This is a genomic window from Pseudomonas sp. Os17 (assembly GCF_001547895.1).
In the GTDB taxonomy this organism is placed as follows: domain Bacteria; phylum Pseudomonadota; class Gammaproteobacteria; order Pseudomonadales; family Pseudomonadaceae; genus Aquipseudomonas.
This window is the reverse complement of sequence record NZ_AP014627.1, coordinates 575,948-596,260: the sequence shown is the minus strand read 5'-3', so window position 1 is coordinate 596,260 and position 20,313 is coordinate 575,948. Positions and strand designations below refer to the sequence as shown.

The following is a 20,313-nucleotide window of genomic DNA, read 5'->3' as shown; positions in this document are numbered from 1 at the left end:
AGGAGCAAGCTGCAAGCCTCAAGCGTCAAGAAAAAGCACGTCGCCCTTTGCTTTCCACTTGAAGCTTGCAGCTCGTGGCTTAGACCTTCTTGTACAGCTGGCTGCCTTCCTGCTTGAAGCGCTCGGCCTGCTCCGCCAGGCCCTTGGCGACGTCCACGTCCACCGCGTCGATGCGCTGGTTGGCCGCGTACTCGCGAACTTCCTGAGTGATTTTCATCGAGCAGAACTTCGGCCCGCACATGGAGCAGAAATGCGCCACCTTGGCCGAGTCCTTGGGCAGGGTTTCGTCGTGGTACGAACGGGCGGTATCCGGGTCCAGGCCCAGGTTGAACTGGTCCTCCCAGCGGAACTCGAAACGCGCCTTGGACAAGGCGTTGTCGCGGATCTGCGCGCCGGGGTGACCTTTGGCCAGGTCGGCGGCGTGGGCGGCGATCTTGTAGGTGATGATCCCGGTCTTCACGTCATCCTTGTTCGGCAGGCCCAGGTGCTCCTTGGGCGTGACGTAGCAGAGCATGGCGCAACCGAACCAGCCGATCATTGCCGCACCGATGCCGCTGGTGATGTGGTCGTAACCGGGAGCGATGTCGGTGGTCAGCGGGCCGAGGGTGTAGAACGGCGCCTCGTCGCAGCACTCCAGCTGCTTGTCCATGTTTTCCTTGATCAACTGCATCGGGACGTGGCCCGGGCCTTCGATCATGCACTGCACGTCATGCTTCCAGGCGATCTTGGTCAGCTCGCCGAGGGTTTCCAGCTCGCCGAACTGGGCTTCGTCGTTGGCGTCGGCAATCGAACCCGGACGCAGGCCATCTCCCAGGGAGAAGCTGACGTCGTAGGCCTTCATGATTTCGCAGATTTCGTCGAAGTGGGTGTAGAGGAAGTTCTCCTTGTGGTGCGCCAGGCACCACTTGGCCATGATCGAACCGCCACGGGACACGATGCCGGTGACCCGCTTGGCGGTCAGCGGCACATAGCGCAGCAGCACCCCGGCGTGGATGGTGAAGTAGTCCACGCCCTGTTCGGCCTGTTCGATCAGGGTGTCGCGGAACAGCTCCCAGGTCAGGTCCTCGGCCACGCCGTTGACCTTTTCCAGGGCCTGGTAGATCGGCACGGTGCCGATCGGCACCGGCGAGTTGCGGATGATCCACTCGCGGGTTTCATGGATGTGCTTACCGGTGGACAGGTCCATCACCGTGTCCGAACCCCAGCGGATGCCCCAGGTCAGTTTCGCCACTTCTTCCTCGATGGAGGAACCCAGGGCGCTGTTGCCGATGTTGCCGTTGATCTTCACCAGGAAGTTGCGGCCGATGATCATCGGTTCCAGTTCAACGTGGTTGATGTTGGCCGGAATGATCGCGCGACCACGGGCGATTTCCTCGCGCACGAACTCGGGGGTGATTTCCTTGGGGATGCTGGCGCCGAAGCTGTGGCCGGCGTGTTGCTGGTTCAGCAGGCCGGCGGCGCGGGCCTCCTGCAGCTTCATGTTTTCGCGGATGGCGACGTATTCCATCTCGGCGGTGATGATGCCTTTGCGCGCGTAGTGCATCTGGCTGACGTTGGCCCCGGCCTTGGCCCGGCGCGGGTTGTTGACGTGGGCAAAACGCAGCTGGGTCAGTTCCGGGTCCGCCAGGCGCTGCTGGCCGAAGTTGGAGCTCAGGCCGGGCAGGCGCTCGGTGTCGCCACGGTCTTCGATCCACGCCGAACGCACATCGCCCAGGCCCTTGCGCACATCGATCACCACGTTCGGGTCGGTGTAGGGGCCGGAGGTGTCGTACACGGTCACCGGGGCGTTGATCTCGCCACCGAAATCGGTGGGGGTCACGTCCAGGGTGATTTCGCGCATGGGCACGCGGATGTCCGGGCGCGAACCCTGGACATAGATTTTTTGCGAGCGGGTAAAGGGCTGAACCGATTGTTGGTCGACTTGGGCCGACTCACTGAGGTTGCTAGCGTTTTTTAGTTTTGTCGTCATCACGGGCTCTCCAGACAGCATCCAGGCAGTGGATTGTTGTCGGAGCGAACCTGTAACGGACGGACGCACCCTGTCTAAGCAACTAGTGAGTGCAGTGCTTGGTACTCGAGGGGTGTTCGATTGTCGAACAACATCCCGGACGAAGCACAAGAGGACTCGCCGGGTGACGAGAAATCTTGTTCCCTACGCAGGCGCTAACCTGATCAGGTTCAACGGGATCCGGATTATCCGATCTCAGCCTCATAGCAAGGCACCCCGACAAGAACCGCGCCAGTCTAGACAAAGCCGGGACAGAACGCCAACACCGGTGCAATAAGCAGGATGAATGGCGTAATTGCAGGATTGTTGCCCTAGGTCAGCAGCTCTACACTCCCTGCCCTATGTCGAACCTTGACGCTCCATGGACCGCGCCTTAGCCTTGGCGCCTGGATTATCTCCGTAATATCAACTCTAGGGATCGCCGAATGCTGCGCAAACTCTCACTGGCTGTTGCCGTGTCTTGTGCGTCCAATGGAATGGCATGGGCAGCAGAAGCGCCTTTGACCACCAAGACCGATCTGGTCAGCGTCTACCAGGAAGCGGTGGACAACAACGCCGATCTGGCCGCTGCCCGCGCTCAGTACGGCGCCCAGAAGGAAGTGGTGCCCCAGGCCCGCGCCGGGCTGCTGCCCAACCTCTCGGCGGGGGCGGACATCAACAACACCCGCACCAAGTTCGATGAGCCATCCATGGCCTCGACCCGCAGCGGCAACGTCTACCAGGCGACCCTGGCCCAGCCGCTGTTCCGCGCCGACCGCTGGTTCCAGCTGCAGGCCGCCAAGGACATCAACGAGCAGGCCTCGCTGCAGCTCTCGGCCACCGAACAGAACCTGATCCTGCAAAGCGCGGAAAACTACTTCGCGGTGTTGCGCGCCCAGGACAACCTGGCCTCGACCAAGGCCGAGGAAGCCGCCTTCAAGCGTCAACTGGACCAGTCCAACGAACGCTTCGACGTGGGTCTGTCGGACAAGACCGACGTCCTGCAGGCCCAGGCCAGCTACGACACCGCCCGGGCCAACCGGATCCTCGCCCAGCGTCAGGTGGATGACGCTTTCGAAGCGCTGATCACCCTGACCAACCGCGAGTACAACTCGATCCAGGGCATTGTCCACACCCTGCCGGTGCTGGCACCGACGCCCAACGACGCCAAGGCCTGGGTCGACACCGCCGCCCGGCAGAACCTCAACCTGCTGGCCAGCAACTACGCGGTCAGCGCCGCCGAGGAAACCCTCAAGCAGCGCAAGGCCGGGCACGCCCCGACCCTGGACGCCGTGGCGCAGTACAAGAAAGGCGATAACGACGCCCTGGGCTTCAGCAACCCCAACCCGTTGACGCGCTACGGCAGCGATGTCGAGCAGCGCTCCATCGGCCTGCAACTGAACATCCCGATCTACAGCGGCGGCCTGACCAGCTCCCAGGTCCGCGAGTCCTACTCGCGCCTGAGCCAGACCGAGCAGCAGCGCGAATCCCTGCGTCGCCAGGTGGTGGAGAACACCCGCAACCTGCATCGCGCGGTGAACACCGATGTCGAACAGGTCCAGGCCCGACGCCAGTCGATCATCTCCAACCAGAGCGCCGTGGAAGCCACGGAAATCGGCTATCAGGTGGGGACGCGCAATATCGTCGACGTGCTGGATGCCCAACGTCAGCTGTACACCTCGGTGCGCAACTACAACAACAGCCGCTACGACTACATCCTCGACAACCTGCGCCTGAAACAGGCCGCCGGCACCCTCAACCCCGGCGACCTGCAGGACCTGTCGCGCTACCTCAAGGCCGACTACAACCCGGACCGCGACTTCCTGCCGCCGGACCTGGCCAAGGCCGCACAGGAGCAGCTCAAGGCTCGTCCCTGAAGCCTGGAGCCATGAAAAAGGCCACCTTTGCGGGTGGCCTTTTTTTGTGGCCGCTACGCCGCCGAACGCAGCCTGCGGCAGCGGCTACAGACGGACGATCAGTGCCTGTTCAAGAGACGATCAAGGCCATCCAACAACCGCTGCAAGGCCCCCTGGTTGGCCTTGAGCACCTTGAGCCCGGCCTCGGCCATCTTCTGCGCATCCCGGGGCAACTCGAACAGACGCTGCACCGCCACCGCCAGCCCCTCGGCGTCATCCACCTCCTGCAAGGCTCCGGCCTCGCGCAGCATCGCGGCGATTTCCAGGAAGTTGAACAGGTGCGGCCCGCTGATCACCGGCTTGGCCAGCGCCGCCGGCTCCAGCAGATTGTGCCCGCCGTTGGCCACCAGGCTGCCACCGACAAAGGCGCTGTCGGCCAGGGCATAGAGGAACAGCAACTCGCCCATGGTGTCCCCCAGCAACACCGAGGTGGTGGCGTCCACTGGCTCGCCGGCGGAGCGGCGAATGGTCGTGAAACCCTGTTGCCGACACAGCTCGTACACCGAGTTGAAGCGTTCCGGGTGCCGTGGCACCAGAATCAGCAAGGCATTCGGGTAACTGGCCAGCAGTTGTCGATGGGCGTCGAGCACCACGGCGTCTTCACCTTCGTGGGTACTGGCGGCGATCCATACCGGGCGGTCCATGGCCTGCCACTGCTGGCGCAGCTCACGGGCACGCACCAGCAGTTGCGGATCGATGCTCAGGTCGAACTTGATCGAGCCTGTCACTTCCACCGTCTCGGGACGCGCGCCCAGCTCCCGGAAACGCTGGGCCTCGGTCTCGGTCTGCACCGCGAACAGGCTCATCTGCGCCAGCATCGGCGCCGTCAGACCGGCAAAGCGCCCATAACCCTTGGCCGAACGCGCGGACAATCGGGCATTGGCCAGGGCCACCGGAATCCCGCGCCGAGCGCACTGGTCGATGTGGTTGGGCCACAGTTCGGTTTCCATGATCACCGCCAGCTTGGGCTGCACCCGATCGAGAAAGCGCGCAGCAGCGCAAGGCAGATCGTAAGGCAGGTAGCAATGCTGGATGCGCGGCTCATGGGCGAACAGCGCCTGAATGCGCTCGGAGCCGGTGGGGGTCATGCAGGTCACGGTAATCGGCAGTTGCGGATGACGGGCCAACAGGGCCCGGATCATTGGCGCCGCGGCAATGCTCTCGCCCACGGACACCGCATGCACCCAGATACCGCCGGTCTGCATCACCGGCAAGCCCAGAGAGAAGCGCTCGCCAATGCGCTTGGCATAAGCCGGGGCCTTGCGCGAACGCAGCCACAGGCGAATCGCTACCAATGGCAGCCCCAGGTAAAACAGTGCGGTATAGAGAGTTCTATTCATGGCGGCGGAGTTTATCGGTTTTTTAGCCGATCGCCTTCAGGTGCACGGCAAAACGTTCCGCCAGCCAGCGCGCGGCCGGCCCCAGGGGCTCGTCGCGGCGCCAGGCCAGCTCAACCACCAGCGCCGGCGGCGTCCATTCGCTGACCAGCTCCACCATCTGATGCTGATAGGTCGGGTACTGCACCACATGCCGCGGCAACCAGGCCCAACCAAGGCCACGCATCAGCCATTCGGCCATCACGTAGAAGCTGTCCGCCCGCCAGACCTGGGGGCTGACTTGCTCACCACCGGGATAACCACTGAGTTGCGGGGCGATCAGCAACTGCCGGTGCCGGGCCAGGAGCTGGCGATTGACTCGTTTTTCATGGGCCAGGGGATGCCCCACGGCACACACCGTGACCATTTCAACGCTGCCCAGGGCCTGACGCTCCAGGGTTTCGGGCATCTGCTCATGGTGGAACAGCAAGCCCAGGTCGGCCCGGCGCTCCACCAGCTTGCGCGCCACATCGCCCTGGGCGCCGCTGGCCAGTTGCACCTCCAGGCTGGGAAAGCGCTCGGCCAGGGCTTCCAGGCTGTCGAGCACCGGCTGGTAAGGCATCGCCTCATCCTGGGCCAGGCGCAACCGCGCCTCCTGGCCCCGCATCAAGGCCAGGGCCCGGCCATTGAGGCGATCGCACTGGCGCAGAATCTCCCGCGCCTCCTGCAACAAGGCACTGCCGGCTTCGCTGAGCTTGGGCTGGCGCCCGCTGCTGCGCTCGAACAGGCTGACCCCCAGGTCCTCCTCCAGCAGAGCGATGGCGCTGCTGATGGCCGATTGCGCCTTGCGTTGCTGGCGGGCCACCGCGGAAAACGAACGCAGCTCGGCGACACTGACGAACAGCCGCAACTGCTCCAGGTTCCATTGCATGTTCATAGCGCAACCTATCTCCATAACAGATAGGTAATGACTTTACCCCATCTGGGCAGTCTCTAGAATGCCGACCTCAGAAAGCAGTCCCAAACACGAGGAACCCTCCCATGAACGCTTACTACTACCTGGCCATCGCCATCTGCGCGGAAGTGATTGCCACTGTTTCAATGAAAGCGGTCAAGGGCCTGAGCACACCGTTGCCCCTGGCGCTGATCATCGTCGGCTACGGCGTGGCCTTCTGGATGCTGACCCTGGTAGTGCGCACCGTCCCGGTGGGCGTGGCCTATGCGGTATGGGCCGGCATGGGCATCGTCATGGTCAGCATTGCCGCGCTGTTCCTGTACGGCCAGAAGCTGGATATCCCGGCGATGCTGGGCATGGCGCTGATCGTCCTCGGCGTGGTGGTGATCCAGTTGTTCTCGAAAACCGCCGGGCATTAAAAAGCAGCCTCAAGCGACAAGCTTCAAGCGGCAAGAGTGAGTGCCATGCTTGCAGCTTGAGGCTTGAGGCTTGAAACTTGCGCCTTCGTTTTGTTTACCGAGGTCGCTGCATGCCATCCGCTATTTCCACCGATGTGCTGATTGTCGGCGCAGGCGTCGCCGGTCTCTGGCTCAACGCCCGCCTGCGGCGCCAGGGCTTTTCCACTGTACTGGTGGAAAGCGCCAGCCTCGGTGGCGGACAGAGCGTGAAGTCCCAGGGGATCATTCACGGCGGCGCCAAGTACGCCCTGCACGGTGCCCTCACCGGCGCCTCGGAAGCCATCGCCGACATGCCCCGGCGCTGGCGCGAGGCCCTGGCCGGTACCGGCGAGCTGGACCTGTCCGGTGTGCGCCTGCTCTCCGAGTCCCACTATCTCTGGTCCCCCGGCACCCTGGCCGGCAACCTCACCAGCTTCTTTGCCAGCAAGGCCGTGCGCGGCCGGGTCGACCAGGTCAAGGGCGAGCAACTGCCTCCAGCGCTGCAGGACAAGCGCTTCAAGGGCAAGGTCTATCGGCTGGCCGAGCTGGTGGTGGACGTGCCCAGCGTCATCCAGCGTCTGGCGGACCTGGGCGGCGACAGCCTGCTGGCCGGCCAGAAGATCGAGCCACTGCGCGAGAGCGGCCAGCTGGTGGGCCTGCGGATCGATGATCGGGAAATTCGCGCGCAGCGCATCGTCCTCAGCGCCGGTGCCGGCAATGCCGAGCTGCTCCAGGCGCTCGGCCTGAGCCAGCCGGCCATGCAGCGACGCCCGCTGCACATGGTGCTGGTCAAGGGACCCAGCCTGAAACCGCTGTACGCCCATTGCCTGGGCGGCGGCCCCAAGCCGCGGATCACCGTCACCACCCATCCGGCCGCCGACGGCCAGTGGGTCTGGTACCTGGGGGGCGATCTCGCCGAAGCCGACGGCGTGGCCCGGGAGCCGGCGGCGCAGATCGCTGCAGCCCAAAAGGAACTGGGACAGCTGCTGCCCTGGGTCGACCTGAGCCAGGCGCAATGGGCCACCTTGCGAGTGGAACGGGCGGAACCGGCACAATCAGGCCTGACCCGCCCGGACAACGCCTTCCTCGCCGGACAAGACCGCCTGCTGGTGGGCTGGCCGACCAAACTGGCCCTGGCGCCGGACTTTGCTGACCGAGTCCTGGCGGCCCTGGAGCGCGATGGCATTCGCCCTGGCCCCAGCCAGGCCCTCCCCGACCTGCCCAAGCCGCCCCTGGCGCAAACGGCCTGGGAGCAACTGCTGCCATGAGCCAGCCAACCCTGCACGACCTGCATCGCCCCTTCGGCAGCACCGGGCTGATGGTTTCCCCCCTGGGCCTGGGCACGGTCAAGCTGGGCCGTGACCAGGGCGTGAAATACCCCAACGGCTTCCAGATCCCGGACGACCAGGAAGCGCGCATGCTGCTCAAACTGACCCGCGACCTGGGCATCAACCTGATCGACACCGCTCCGGCCTACGGCCGCAGCGAGGAACGCCTGGGCCCGCTGCTGCGGGGCCAGCGCCAGGAATGGGTGATCGTCAGCAAGGTCGGCGAAGAGTTTGCCGACGGCGTGTCCCGCCACGACTTCAGCGCCGCCCACACTCGACTATCCGTGGAACGCAGCCTGCAACGCCTGGAAACCGACTTCATCGACCTGGTGCTGGTGCATTCCGACGGCAACGACCTGGCGATCCTCGAGCAGTGCGAGGTCTACCAGACCCTGGCGCAGCTCAAGCAGGAGGGCAAGATCCGCGGCTTCGGCTTCTCCGGCAAGACCGTGGACGGCGGTTTGAAGGCCTTGGAACGAGGCGATTGCGCCATGGTTACCTACAATCTGAACGAACAGGCCGAGCGGGCGGTCATTGATTATGCCGCCGCCCAGCACAAGGGCATCCTGGTGAAAAAGGCCCTGGCCAGCGGCCACGTGTGCCTGAGCCCGGGCACCGACCCGGTGCGGGCCAGCTTCGAATTGCTGTTTGACCGGCCCGGTGTGGCCAGTGCTATTGTCGGGACAATCAATCCGCTGCACCTGGCCCATAACGTGACGACTGTGGCACAGGTTCTAGGGGCTGTTCCCGCTGGGTGACAGGCCCTGGGCCAAAACTGATGCCGCCGACGCGGCCGACCCCGACGCAAGAAGGAGCCGAGATGTCGCGACCGCTGATTAGAAAGAACCCCAGCAACTTCAAGACCCTGCCCCTGTTCGTCGAAGCGACTCCCGAAGGCCTGTGCTACCAGAGCGTGGGCATGCCGCTGAACTTCGCCCAGACCCTGCAGCGCCGACGCCCGGTGACCGTGGCCGATAACCAGCGTTTCGCTCTGGAGCTGGCCAACCTCGGGGTCTCGGTGCGCCTGACCCTGAATTGGCAGAACCGCGATTACTGGGTACTGGTGCGCCAGCGCCGCCAGGATCGCGGCGACGTGGTGCTCAAGCTGATCTCCGGCTACGTGCCGGCCCATGAGCTGAACCTGCCGCTGCTCACCGCCATCCAGGAAATTGCCGAGGAATGCCTGCTGGAAACCCCGGAAGGCTGGCTCGGCGGACGCTTCAACGACACCTGGCTCCCCGCCCCCTATGCCGGGGCCCTGCACTACCGCGAAGCCCTGCCCTTTCGCCTGACGCCGCTGTCCGGCGCGGCGCGGCCGGTGCGTTGCGCCAACCTGCAATTGCTCGAGCGTCCCCAGGCCTATGTCCACCTGCCCACGGCATCGCTGCAGCTGATCTACGACCTGCGCCTGGAGGTGCCCCGGGAAGCCAAGTCCCTGAGCCTGTTCCACGTCGATGAACGCCTGGAAGGTGATCAACTGGTGGCCCGCCTGGACCGCAAGCGCCCGGACCTGTACCTGATGCCCCTGGAGAACGGCGAACCTTGCGCCGAGCTCTACACCCTGAGGAAGGACCAGTTGCACCCGGCGAGCACCCGTGGCCTGTACCTGGCAGAAAGCTTCGCCCAGCAGGAAGGCTGGGTGGTGCGCGACGAGCGGATTCGCTGGAAGGACTGGCTCAGGCAACGAGGCCTGAGTGAACCGGAGAAGGACTCGAAACTCTCACGCCTGACCGGCAAGGCCCGGCAGATCCTGCGCAAGATGGTTCCGGCCAAGGCCAGGCGCCAGGGCTGAGGCAAAAAAAGGCGCCTGGAGCGGGCGCCTTTTTTTCACTGCGGCCGTTACTCGGCCTTGTCGGTCTTGCGGATCTTCTCGACGATGGCGGTGGTCGAGCTGTTCTCGACCAGCCCCAGCACCTTCACCGTACCGCCATAAGCGGTGACGATATCTGCGCCCACCACCTGATCGATGCCATAGTCGCCGCCCTTGACCAGCACATCCGGCCGTACCTGGGTCAACAGGTTTTCCGGAGTGCCTTCAGGGAAACTGATCACCCAGTCCACGGCGCCCAATCCCGCCAGCACCGCCATGCGTCGGTCGACACTGTTGATCGGCCGGCCGGGGCCCTTGAGGCGACTGACCGAGGCATCGTCGTTGATCGCCACGATCAGCCGGTCACCCTGGGCCCGAGCCTGTTCCAGGTAGGTCACGTGGCCGGCATGGAGAATGTCGAAGCAGCCATTGGTGAACACAATCTTCTCGTTGTGCGCCCGGGCGTCGTCAATCGCCAGCAGCAGCTGGTCGAGGCTCAGGACCCCACGCTCGGAACCTTCCTCGCGCTGGATCGCCCGGCGCAATTCCGGCGCGCTGATGGCGGCAGTCCCCAGCTTGCCGACCACGATGCCCGCCGCCAGATTGGCCAGGCCCACGGCATGGGGCAACTCTTCACCGGCAGCAATGGCAGCGGCCAGGGTAGAGATCACCGTATCCCCGGCACCGGTGACATCGAATACTTCACGGGCACGGGCCGGCAGGTGCAGGGGCGGGTGCTCCGGACGCAACAGGGTCATACCGTGCTCGCCACGGGTCACCAGCAGCGCTCCCAGCTCCAGATCGTGCATCAGCTTGGCGCCCTTGCTCACCAGCTCGTGCTCATCGGCACAGCCGCCGACGATGGTTTCGAACTCGCTGAGATTCGGCGTGATCAGGCTGGCGCCGCGATAGATGGAAAAATCCTTGCCCTTGGGATCGGCCAGCACCGGAATGCCCCGCGCCCGCGCCGCCGCGATCAATACCTGATGATTACGCAGCGCGCCCTTGCCGTAGTCGGACAGCACCAGCACCTTGATCCCGTCGAGCAGGGCGTCGACCTCGGCCGCCAGGGCCAGGGCGTCAGTGGCGAACGGCTCTTCGAAATCGATACGCAGCAACTGCTGGTGACGGCTCATGACCCGCAGCTTGACGATGGTCGGCTGGTGAGCAATGCGCTGGAACAGCGCCCGTACGCCCGCGCCTTTCAAGCTGTTGGCCAGACTGTCGGCAGCCTCATCGTCACCGGTCACCCCCACCAGAGACGCCGGAGCGCCGAGAGCGGCGATGTTCAGGGCAACGTTAGCGGCACCACCCGGGCGGTCCTCGATTTGCTCGACCTTGACCACCGGCACCGGTGCCTCAGGGGAAATCCGTGAGGTACCACCATGCCAGTAACGGTCGAGCATGACATCGCCGACCACCAAGACAGGGGCTTGATCGAATCGCGGCATGGACAACTTCATGGAGCATCCCACATACAAAATGAACAGGGGCGCGATATTAACACAGGGTTGGCGCCGTCTCGTTCTATGGCTTGAACGGGGTCAATGAAGATTTCTTGACGGCTTATTGCCGCTCCAGGAGCCGTAACAGACGACGGATCGCCTCTGGTAATTCAACCGTTGCGGTATCGATCTCGCATTCGGCATGCAACGGCGCCTCATAGGGGCTGTCAAGACCGGTGAAATCCTTGATCCGACCTTCCAGCGCCGCCCGATACAAGCCTTTGGGGTCACGCTGGGCACAGGTCTCAAAGGGGGTACTGATGTGCACCTCAATAAACTGCCCGGCGGCAAACAGCGCCCGTGCGGCATCACGATCAGCACGAAAGGGTGAGATTGCCGAGACGATCACCAACAGCCCAGCATCCACCATCAGCCGCGCCACCTCTGCCATGCGGCGGATGTTCTCCTTGCGTGCCTCGACCTCCATGCCCAGGTCGCGGCATAAGCCACTACGCACGTTATCGCCGTCGAGAACGAAAGTATGCCTACCCAACTCGTTGAGGCGCAGTTCCAGCAAGTTGGCCAGTGTCGACTTGCCGGCGCCGGACAACCCGGTGAGCCAAAGGCAGCAAGGCCGTTGCCGTTTGAGGACTGCCCGAGCCTCGCAGGACAGCGACAGGGCATAAGGACGGATCTGCGGTTGCTCCGCAGGCACGCAGGCACGCTTATTCATAACCCAGCATCTCGTAGTCGCGTAGATAGGCCCGGCGCACCAGGCGCCGACTGCGTAACGAACAAAATTCCCTTACGGGGATACGTTGGCGTTGCTCACTGTAGTTGAGGTGGGGCAATTGCACATCGACCCCCAACTGCGAGCACAACAGCTGAAAGTCGCGTTGCAGATGTTCTTGATAACCGACGAAGTCTAGGGCCAAGTGCCCCAGAGAGTCGATGAGGAAATCGGTCTGAGGCGCAAAGTGAATCTGACGATGGATATTTTCCGGGTGCAGCCAGCGACCAACGAAGTCATCAAAATCCCGGTAGCGCGCCACCAGGCTCTGTGCCGCCTGATCCCGACAACCAAGGCGATTGCTGCGTAAAAAGGCATAGGCCGAATAGGCTCGTTCCAGAGGGTCACGGACGAAGGTGAACTTGAAACTGCTGGAGAATGCCTGGGGAAACTGATGCTCGTACCAATACAACGGCAGATGCCCTGGCATCCAACCATCAAACAGCGCCGAGCAGACGCTGCTGCCAGCGCACTTGGGAACGTGGATGAACAGGCAGGCTCGATGAGCGAAAGCATCGGGAAAACGCAAGTTGGCGGACATGGACTTGTTCACCACCTGACGATCCACCACCGACAGACGCCCCAGCAGGAACTGACGCTGTATCTTGGGTAATAATTTCCACACGAAACGTTGCAGCATTCCGCTCCCCGCGCAAGAAGGATGACCCTCTCGATTCATTCGAATGATTCAGGCAGGAACCATAACAAGCGGGAAACGCGGAATTATTTAGCCTTGGTCAAGACTGTAAGGCGATTTCTACAAATGCTGCCGAAGTGCCTTGCACACCACGCAGCACGGGGAGCGAACCTGTTCACTCCCCGGAAAGACTCAGGCGATACCGCTGGATGCGGGCTCTTCCAGCCCCATCGCATGCAAGCGCGAGTAATAGCCGTTCTGTGCCAGTAGTTCGGAATGGGTCCCACGCTCGACAATTCGCCCTTGATCCATGACAAGGATCAGGTCAGCTTTTTCAATGGTCGAAAGACGGTGAGCAATCACCAGGGTGGTACGACCTTTCATGACTTTATCCAGGGCGGCCTGAATATGCCGCTCGGACTCGGTGTCCAGAGCAGAGGTAGCCTCATCGAGAATCAGTAGCGGTGCGTTCTTCAACAAAGCCCGGGCAATGGCCAAGCGCTGGCGCTGCCCCCCCGACAGCAGCACGCCATTCTCCCCTACCTGAGTGTCCAGACCTTCCGGCAACTGGGCAATAAAGTCCATGGCGTAGGCATCGACTGCAGCTTTCTCAATGTCAGCCCGCGGTGCCCCGGCCAGATCGCCATAGGCGATGTTGTTGGCCACGGTGTCGCTGAACAGGGTGACGTGTTGTGTGACCTGAGCAATATGCCGACGCAGATTCAGCAGGCGATAATCTTCGACCTCAGTGCCATCCAGAAGGATCTGGCCCTTGTCATGGTGATAGAAACGGGGGATCAGGTTGGCTAGGGTCGATTTGCCGCTACCGGAACGGCCCACCAGTGCCACCATTTTTCCAGGCTCGACGCTGAAGCTGATGTCATCCAGCACCTGACGCTCGGTACCTGGATAGGTGAAGCTCAGATTACGTACCTCCAGGTGCCCACTGATGCTGGCGTGCTCCACGGTGCCGTGGTCGACTTCAGGTTCCACATCCAGCTGTTCAAAAATACTCTCAGCACCGGCCACACCCTTCTGGATGGTGGAGCTGACTTCCGACAACTGACGGATTGGCTTGGGCAACAGGCCGGCCATGGTGATGTAGGCCACCATTTCTCCCGCCGATGCGTCGCCCCGAAGATACAGAACCAGAAACATCAGCACCGCCATGGCGCTGTAGATCACCAATTGCAGCAACGGGGTATAGATCGCTCCCGTACGGGTCATGCGCAGTTGCTTGTCGGTATTACCCTGGCTCGCCGCCAGAAAACGCTGCTGCTCATAGATCTCGCCGCCAAAGCTGCGCACCACGCGATAGCCCTGGATGGTTTCCGAGGCAACGTGGGTCACGTCGCCCATAGCCACCTGGATTTTCTTGCTCTGCTTGCGGAATTTCTTGCTGGCGGTACGGACCATGATCGCAATCAACGGCAAAATGGCGATCATCACCAGAGTCAGACGCCAGTTCATCCACAACAACGAGGCGAAGAGAAAGATCACCGTCATGCCTTCGCGGATCACTACTTTGATCGCGTCGGTCGCCGCCCCCGTGACCATGGTCACGTTGAAGGTGATACGCGAGATCAAGTGCCCTGAGTTGTGCTTGTCAAAATAGCGGTTGGGCAGGGTCAACAAGTTGTTGAAAAGCTCGACCCGCAAATCGTGCACCAGCCCCAGGGAAACCTTGGCCAGGAAGTAGTTACCCAGGTAGGAGCCCAGACCTTGCCAGGCGGCGATCAGCACGATCAGCAGCGGCACGGCCTGCAGTAATTGCATGTCGCGCAGGTAGGGCACTCCTGGAAACAGCACGGCCTGAGGATTGGACAGGCCATCGACGAAATACTTGAGGATGTAGCCGAGCATGGGCTGGGTCGAAGCGAAGATCAGGAACCCGACAATGCTGATGAGAAACAGACCAATATAGGGCCGAACATAGCCAAGCAGACGGAAGTAGATTTTCAAGCTCGAGGGGCTTGCGCTAGGACTGGAATCGGTCATATCACGGGATTGTCGTCTAAAAGGAGGCTGACTTTAGCACAGCTTGCTAGCAGCACTGGCACTCCCATGGAGCCGATATTGTTCAGCTGACCAACGACACTGCCGGAGATTAATCGTTATGATTGCCGCCTTAACTTCCGGGATGAACGTTCAAGCATGCAAGCCAATGCTCTTCGTACCACGTCGAATCGAGTATTCGATTTCATTTGCCTATGGGTTTTGCCGCTGGGCTACCTGCTGCTGCTTTGTGCACTGTTTTTCCTTCCCGGGCGCAGCATGCTGCACAAGCTCTACTATGGCCTGTTCAGCATTCCGACGCTGATAGCCCTGTGCACACGCCCCAGCGAACTGAAAGGGCTGTTAAGGGAGCCGATCTTCGTCGCCATGCTGCTCTTCTGCACCTGGGCCATCGTCAGCCTGGCCTGGAGCCCTCCAGTCGAAAGCGTGCTGGGAGAGATCAAGACCCCCTTGCATACGCTGATGCTGTTTGCTGGCTGCACTCTGCTGGCTCGTTATCGGAGCGACATATTGCAGCCACTGATCTTCTGCGCCGCAATAGTTGCCCTGATGGCTTCGATCTTCAATTTGTACGTCTTCGCTCACCACCACATCCCCGACTCACGCATGGTGGGTGCCGGAGCCTTCGACAACCCCCTGCTGAGCTCCCACGTCTTTGGCTTCTTCTGTGTCTACTGGTTGTGGCTGAGCATGACCTGTCGCCGCTACCAGATGCTCTGGTTGAGCGTGCCGGCGATGACTATCATGCTTGCCGCATTGATCGCGACAGGCTCTAGAACCCCACTGGTGGCCCTGACCCTGGCAGCACTCTGGCTCAGTTTCATCTGCTGGAATCGCCGCTCACTGATGCTGCTTGCCGGCATGACCATTGGTGGCTCGACAGTCATCGTGCTGTTTTCACAGATGCTACTGGAGCGCGGCAGCTCTTCGCGCTTCGATCTTTGGCGCCTGGCGCTGGAACAAATCGCCAATCACCCCTGGATCGGCCACGGTTACAACGCCAGCCTGTCCCTGGACCCGGGTATCGGCTTTCTTCTGGAAGAGCCGCATAATTTTGCCCTGGGCGTTCTCTACTACGTGGGAATCTTCGGTTTGCTGCCGTGGTTGTTCATGCAAGCCTGGGCCCTGTTCAAGAGCTGGAAACTGCGCGCCACACCTATGCTGATACTGGCCTCGACCTGGCTGGCCTTCGGCATCGGCGCCGGGTTGACCGAAGGCGGCGGGATCATTTCCCGGCCCAAGGAACACTGGTTCCTGCTGTGGATTCCACTGGCGCTGATCGCTGCCCTGTGCATTCAACAGCGCACCAAGCGCTCATCGAACCTAAAGATTGCATCACTGACTCCGGCAGCTGTCGAAAAGCTGACCGTCAATGCTCAAGTCATTGAAGCAGACGGCCTGGGCCCCAAGGTACTACGCCTAGAGGACGGCAGTTTCTTCAAACTCTTTCGTCCTCGTCGCTGGTACACCTCAGGAGGATTCAATCCCTACTCCGAACGTTTTGCCGCCAATAGCGAGCAATTACGCAAGCTGGGCATCACTACTCCGATTATTCTTGGGTTGTACCGCCTTGCCGATGGCAGCAACGCAGTGCGCTACCAACCTTTACCGGGACAAACCCTGCGCCAGCGTCTGCAACTGGCAAGTTCGGCCGACGAACGTGGGCGACTGATCAAGGCCTTTGGCAGATTCATGGCGCAGTTGCACGAAAAAGGGGTGTACTTCCGCTCGTTGCACCTGGCCAATGTGCTGGTGCTAGACAACGGCGAGTTCGGTCTGATCGACCTTGCCGATCTACGAATTTATCCATCTTCGCTGAGGACTTCGCTGCGCCAGCGCAATCTGCGACACATGCAGCGCTATGTCGAAGACCGCGAATGGCTGTTCAAGGAGCACCTTGAAGCGCTACAAGCCGGTTATGCCCTATCTACCTCAGCGTCCCAGGCGCACCAGTTGCTGAAGCAGTTGTCGACAAGCGAGGAACGTCAGGGCGCTCACTGAGTCGTTGGTCCAACATAAGCCCATGACACCAAACACTGCGGTCATGGGCTCAAATCAGAGAGGACTCTAAAGTTCAGGCTGAGCGTTGTCGTGCATAGGCTAGAAAGCCTTCGATATCATCGCTACACAGCTTATCGACAAGTCCATGCAGCTCAGCTTCCGGCCAGTCCCACCAGGCGCTCTGAAGCAACTTCTGGCGCTGCTCCTCAGGAAAGCGCCAGCGCAAGAAGCGTGCAGGATTGCCACCAACCACCGCATAAGGCTCCACATCCTTGGTGACTAAAGCCCCCGCCGCAACAATCGCGCCATGACCGATGGTCACACCGGATAACACCGTGCAGTTGGAGCACAGCCACACATCACTGCCCACTCGCACATCTCCATTAGTGCCGGCGTAACCCCTGATATGAGCAGCCTGGGGCAGCATCGCTGGAAAAGGATAGGTGGTCACCCAGTCGGCACGATGGTGCCCCCCGAGGAAAATTTGCACGCCCTCGGCGATCGAACAATATGCGCCAATGCTCAGGGTGGAGCCTTCCTGCCAGTCATGCACCTCCGGCAAGCCATAACTGCCGGGGCCGATGCTGTAACCGGGGTAGCGCTGCTGAAAACGCACTACGCCCCGCTCGATTTTTGGCAATTTGCGGACCGCACGCTTGGTGCGCTTTTCAAGAAAGCGTTGAATCCAGCCCATGACTAGGCGCCCCTTCAGTCTTTTTCCAGCGGCGAAAAATACAGACGAGCCAAGCCCCGCCAGGTCTTCTTGTTCCAGGCCTTGAGCGGGATCTGCGCCAATAACTCTCGGGCCAGTTTACGATCGCGATTGGACACCTTGAGAAACATCGAGCTGAGGAACTTGTAGCGTACCTCGTCGTACAGCGGGTGATCACTGAACAAGGCGTAGGAGCGCAAGATGTTGTCGATCATGAAGCGGTGGTTCTTGTAGGAGTTGGTGGCGTGCTTGCGATAACGCGCCATCAACACGTTCAAGCCATCGATAAAGTAGCCGGCACGAGTAATCTTCAACTCGATCAGCAAGTCCTCGAGGCGGATATTCGGGTCGAAACCACCGACCTTCTCCAGTGCCTCACGACGAATCATCAAAGTGGGTGCAGGTGGATAAGGCTTGCGCTCAAGGAACATGTCCTCGAAGTTCAATCGCCGGAACGGTACGTCACGGCGCTGGCGTTTTTCGGGAAATAGATTGCCGTCACTGTCGATCAGCTCGATATTGCCCGCGCAGATTCCCACTTCAGGCTTGCCCTCCATATAGGCAACCTGGGTCGCAATACGCTCTGGCAGCATGATGTCGTCGGAGCCGAAGGGCGCGATCAGGCTGCCCTTGGCCCGGGCGATGGCACCATTGAGGGTATTGGTCAGCCCCTGGTTTTGCTGAACCCGGAAGTCAAAGCCATGTTGCTCCTGCAAGCGTCGGATACGCTCGACACTGTCATCACTTGAACCATCATCCACCACCAGCAACTCGATATTCGAATATGTCTGGTTGAGCACACTGAGAATGCTCTGCTCGATGTAAGGCGCATGGTTGTAGGAGGCGATGATCACCGTCACCACAGGTTGCTGGTCTGTCATTACTGCCTCTTGCCCGTCTGACTCAATCCCGAGTCGATCAGTTGCAGGTACTCCTCGCGGAATACCTCAATGTCATGTTCTTTCTGCAAGTAGCGATATGCTTGCTGGCCCTTTTCCGCCAGCGCCTCATCAGAAAGCTCCAGGTAACTGTCCAGAGCCACAACCAGCGCCGGTACATTGGCCGGCTCCACCGCCAGGCCACCAGCACCTTCAATCAGCGGCAGCATCGCCGGAACATTGGAGGCGATCACTGGCAATTGCCCACTCATGCCTTCCAGCAAAGCCAAGCCCAGGCCCTCAGCCAGGGAGGGCATGGTCCAGATGTCGAAGGCTCGCACATACTGCAGGGCGTTTTCCTTGAAGCCCAACAAGTGAGCACGCCCTTGCAATCCAAGACGCTCGATCTCTCCTCGAAGATTGGACTCTTCGCGCCCGGCACCGATGATGGCCAGTTGGGTCTGCGGGTACTTGTCCTTGAGCTGGGCAAACGCCTGAAGAAGGTAAGTGTGCCCCTTGACAGGCACCAGACGCCCCAAAGCACCGATCAGGCGCACCGAAGGATCAAGCCCCAGCAGTTCGCGAGAGCGCTCGCGGGAGTGCTGCAAGGCCTCAGCCTGCTCAATATCGATGGCGTTGGTAATCGCCCAGGTGTTCTCGTCGGTGAAACCGCATCGGCAATCCAGCAGGTACTGTTTGACCGCGGGCGATACACCGACAAAGCGCCAATGCCGGTCGATCAGCCGCTGGGTCTGACGCCGCCGGTAAAGCCGGTCGTACTCACCAAAACCATGGGAAATGCCGATGCACAGTGGAACCTTCAACCAACGGTTGAGGGTCAGCATCATGTTCACCGGCTTGAAGCGATTGCAGATCACCACATCGAACTTTTCCTGGCGGCAGAACTGATACAACCGCCACATGGCCCGCAGGCGCATGCCTTTCAGGGACTTGTCGGAAAACTCGAAATACACCGAATGATCGGCCCGGCTGACCGGATCAGTCGGGCCGGGACGCCCACGCAGGAACGCCGCCGTCATCTCATACCGGTCAGCCGGCAAGGCCTTGACGATCTGCTCCGCCAGGTCGGCGAAGTCGTGGGACTTGACGTTGTAGTCCGGCTGCAATTGCAGGACCTTGAAGCGCTGACTCATAACTCTCCCCGGTGGAAACCTGTGGCATCGATGATCCAGGACGACTCACTGGCCAACGCGTTGACTAACTGTGCATCGGGTTCAGGTAAACGCGACCACTCGTTACGCTTCCAGCATACAAAGTGGAAATACGGAAAACTGCGATCTGCGTCGCGATCATTGGTCAGGCGTCCATTCCTCCAGAACCAGTGGCTCGGAAAATCATGGCTTCCGTCATGCCACTTGATCACTCCACCGGGTGTACTAAAGGCCTCGGTGAACTCACTGCGACGGCGCCATGGATTGAACTTGCCCACCAGTTTGAACAGCGGCTCGGGGAAATTCTTGCGCCAAAGGAAGATCCGACTGAACGCTCCCTCATCCAACGCGTGATGCTCCTGATCGGTGAAGCGTACCTGCCAATCCTTGATCTTCATGAACAGCTCACGCTTGCGGGCAGTGTTGCGCATCAGGCACAAGTGCCCAGCAACCCGGCGCTCATGGGTGGAGAACAGGTCGTAGCCCGCTAGACGATCTGCAGTGAAGTAGGCCCGCAGATCACCGTAGATCAGGTCGATATCGCCAAACCCCCAGAAGTCGTAGCCCTCCAGCCGATCAGCATGAATATGCCCCAATGCCGGCTTGATATCGCAGAGCTTGTAGGCGGCATTGGGTGCGAAATCAATGCCCAGACGCCGAGATACCAAAGCGCAGTAATCGGTGAAGCTGATGCTTTCGATACGAACGTTGGGCGGCATGTTATCCGGAGTACCGCAATCGCTGAACAACAGCCAGTCGATGTCCGGATTACGCCGGCAACTTTCAAGAAAGAACGGCATCCAGAATGGCCAGCGACCAAAGTAGGGAATGACGAACAAGATGCGCGGACATGGATTGATCACAAAGAACTCGCTGTCGGATTGGGGGGAGCAAACACTCCTACGATTGTGTC

General features: G+C 61.0%; 17 protein-coding genes and 1 riboswitch. Of the genes, 6 read left to right on the top strand and 11 right to left on the bottom strand.

Annotation, left to right across the window (positions count from 1 at the left end; genetic code table 11):
• Positions 1-79: 79 nt before the first annotated feature.
• The gene (thiC, locus tag POS17_RS02645) at positions 80-1,969 is read right to left on the bottom strand and encodes a phosphomethylpyrimidine synthase ThiC (protein ID WP_060837241.1); all 1,890 of its coding nucleotides are present in this window, start codon (positions 1,967-1,969) and stop codon (positions 80-82) included.
• Between the two features lie 163 nt (positions 1,970-2,132).
• Positions 2,133-2,237, bottom strand: a riboswitch (TPP riboswitch).
• A 196-nt stretch (positions 2,238-2,433) separates the two neighbouring features.
• Here thiC and POS17_RS02640 point away from each other — a divergent pair.
• On the top strand, positions 2,434-3,864 hold the full coding sequence (locus POS17_RS02640; RefSeq protein WP_060837240.1) for a TolC family outer membrane protein: 1,431 nt from the start codon (positions 2,434-2,436) through the stop codon (positions 3,862-3,864).
• 98 nt (positions 3,865-3,962) lie between these two features.
• Here the strand turns inward: POS17_RS02640 and waaA are convergent, their stop codons facing one another.
• Both waaA and POS17_RS02630 read right to left on the bottom strand, forming a co-directional pair.
• A complete protein-coding gene (waaA, locus tag POS17_RS02635) occupies positions 3,963-5,243 on the bottom strand; it encodes a lipid IV(A) 3-deoxy-D-manno-octulosonic acid transferase (RefSeq protein ID WP_060837239.1) in 1,281 nt (426 codons plus the stop codon).
• Positions 5,244-5,265: 22 nt separating this feature from the next.
• The gene (locus POS17_RS02630) at positions 5,266-6,150 is read right to left on the bottom strand and encodes a LysR family transcriptional regulator (protein WP_162492853.1); all 885 of its coding nucleotides are present in this window, start codon (positions 6,148-6,150) and stop codon (positions 5,266-5,268) included.
• Positions 6,151-6,260: 110 nt separating this feature from the next.
• Between POS17_RS02630 and POS17_RS02625 the strand changes: the two genes are divergently transcribed.
• The 4 genes from POS17_RS02625 to POS17_RS02610 all read left to right on the top strand — a co-directional run bounded on the left by POS17_RS02625 (position 6,261) and on the right by POS17_RS02610 (position 9,731).
• Positions 6,261-6,593: a DMT family transporter gene (locus tag POS17_RS02625; RefSeq protein WP_011058907.1), complete on the top strand. Its 333-nt coding sequence runs from the start codon at positions 6,261-6,263 to the stop codon at positions 6,591-6,593.
• A 110-nt stretch (positions 6,594-6,703) separates the two neighbouring features.
• Positions 6,704-7,879, top strand: coding sequence for an NAD(P)/FAD-dependent oxidoreductase (locus tag POS17_RS02620; RefSeq protein WP_060837237.1), 1,176 nt, complete (start codon positions 6,704-6,706; stop codon positions 7,877-7,879).
• Positions 7,876-8,697: an aldo/keto reductase gene (locus tag POS17_RS02615; protein ID WP_060837236.1), complete on the top strand. Its 822-nt coding sequence runs from the start codon at positions 7,876-7,878 to the stop codon at positions 8,695-8,697. The genes POS17_RS02620 and POS17_RS02615 overlap by 4 nt, the downstream gene beginning before the upstream one ends.
• Before the next feature lie 62 nt (positions 8,698-8,759).
• Positions 8,760-9,731: a hypothetical protein gene (locus tag POS17_RS02610; protein WP_060837235.1), complete on the top strand. Its 972-nt coding sequence runs from the start codon at positions 8,760-8,762 to the stop codon at positions 9,729-9,731.
• Between the two features lie 47 nt (positions 9,732-9,778).
• On the opposite strand, the gene hldE is transcribed toward POS17_RS02610, so the two are convergent.
• From hldE to msbA, 4 genes are all read right to left on the bottom strand, one after another.
• Positions 9,779-11,212: a bifunctional D-glycero-beta-D-manno-heptose-7-phosphate kinase/D-glycero-beta-D-manno-heptose 1-phosphate adenylyltransferase HldE gene (gene hldE / locus POS17_RS02605; protein ID WP_016968290.1), complete on the bottom strand. Its 1,434-nt coding sequence runs from the start codon at positions 11,210-11,212 to the stop codon at positions 9,779-9,781.
• 103 nt (positions 11,213-11,315) lie between these two features.
• Entirely contained in the window at positions 11,316-11,927 is a 612-nt protein-coding gene (cysC, locus tag POS17_RS02600) for an adenylyl-sulfate kinase (RefSeq protein WP_060837234.1), read from the bottom strand.
• A complete protein-coding gene (locus tag POS17_RS02595) occupies positions 11,920-12,624 on the bottom strand; it encodes a sulfotransferase family 2 domain-containing protein (protein WP_060837233.1) in 705 nt (234 codons plus the stop codon). The genes cysC and POS17_RS02595 overlap by 8 nt, the downstream gene beginning before the upstream one ends.
• Before the next feature lie 189 nt (positions 12,625-12,813).
• Positions 12,814-14,619 carry a lipid A export permease/ATP-binding protein MsbA gene (gene msbA, locus POS17_RS02590; protein ID WP_060837232.1) on the bottom strand — a complete coding sequence of 602 codons (1,806 nt, stop codon included), beginning with the start codon at positions 14,617-14,619 and terminating at the stop codon, positions 12,814-12,816.
• Positions 14,620-14,775: 156 nt separating this feature from the next.
• Between msbA and POS17_RS02585 the strand changes: the two genes are divergently transcribed.
• A complete protein-coding gene (locus POS17_RS02585; protein WP_060837231.1) occupies positions 14,776-16,638 on the top strand; it encodes an O-antigen ligase family protein in 1,863 nt (620 codons plus the stop codon).
• A 73-nt stretch (positions 16,639-16,711) separates the two neighbouring features.
• Here the strand turns inward: POS17_RS02585 and POS17_RS02580 are convergent, their stop codons facing one another.
• The 4 genes from POS17_RS02580 to POS17_RS02565 are packed head-to-tail and all read right to left on the bottom strand — an operon-like array spanning position 16,712 to position 20,263.
• The gene (locus POS17_RS02580) at positions 16,712-17,332 is read right to left on the bottom strand and encodes a CatB-related O-acetyltransferase (RefSeq protein ID WP_060837230.1); all 621 of its coding nucleotides are present in this window, start codon (positions 17,330-17,332) and stop codon (positions 16,712-16,714) included.
• Positions 17,333-17,346: 14 nt separating this feature from the next.
• Positions 17,347-18,231 carry a glycosyltransferase gene (locus tag POS17_RS02575; RefSeq protein ID WP_060837229.1) on the bottom strand — a complete coding sequence of 295 codons (885 nt, stop codon included), beginning with the start codon at positions 18,229-18,231 and terminating at the stop codon, positions 17,347-17,349.
• A complete protein-coding gene (locus tag POS17_RS02570; RefSeq protein ID WP_060837228.1) occupies positions 18,231-19,382 on the bottom strand; it encodes a glycosyltransferase in 1,152 nt (383 codons plus the stop codon). The genes POS17_RS02575 and POS17_RS02570 overlap by 1 nt, the downstream gene beginning before the upstream one ends.
• The gene (locus POS17_RS02565; RefSeq protein ID WP_060837227.1) at positions 19,379-20,263 is read right to left on the bottom strand and encodes a DUF6625 family protein; all 885 of its coding nucleotides are present in this window, start codon (positions 20,261-20,263) and stop codon (positions 19,379-19,381) included. The genes POS17_RS02570 and POS17_RS02565 overlap by 4 nt, the downstream gene beginning before the upstream one ends.
• Positions 20,264-20,313 lie beyond the last annotated feature (50 nt).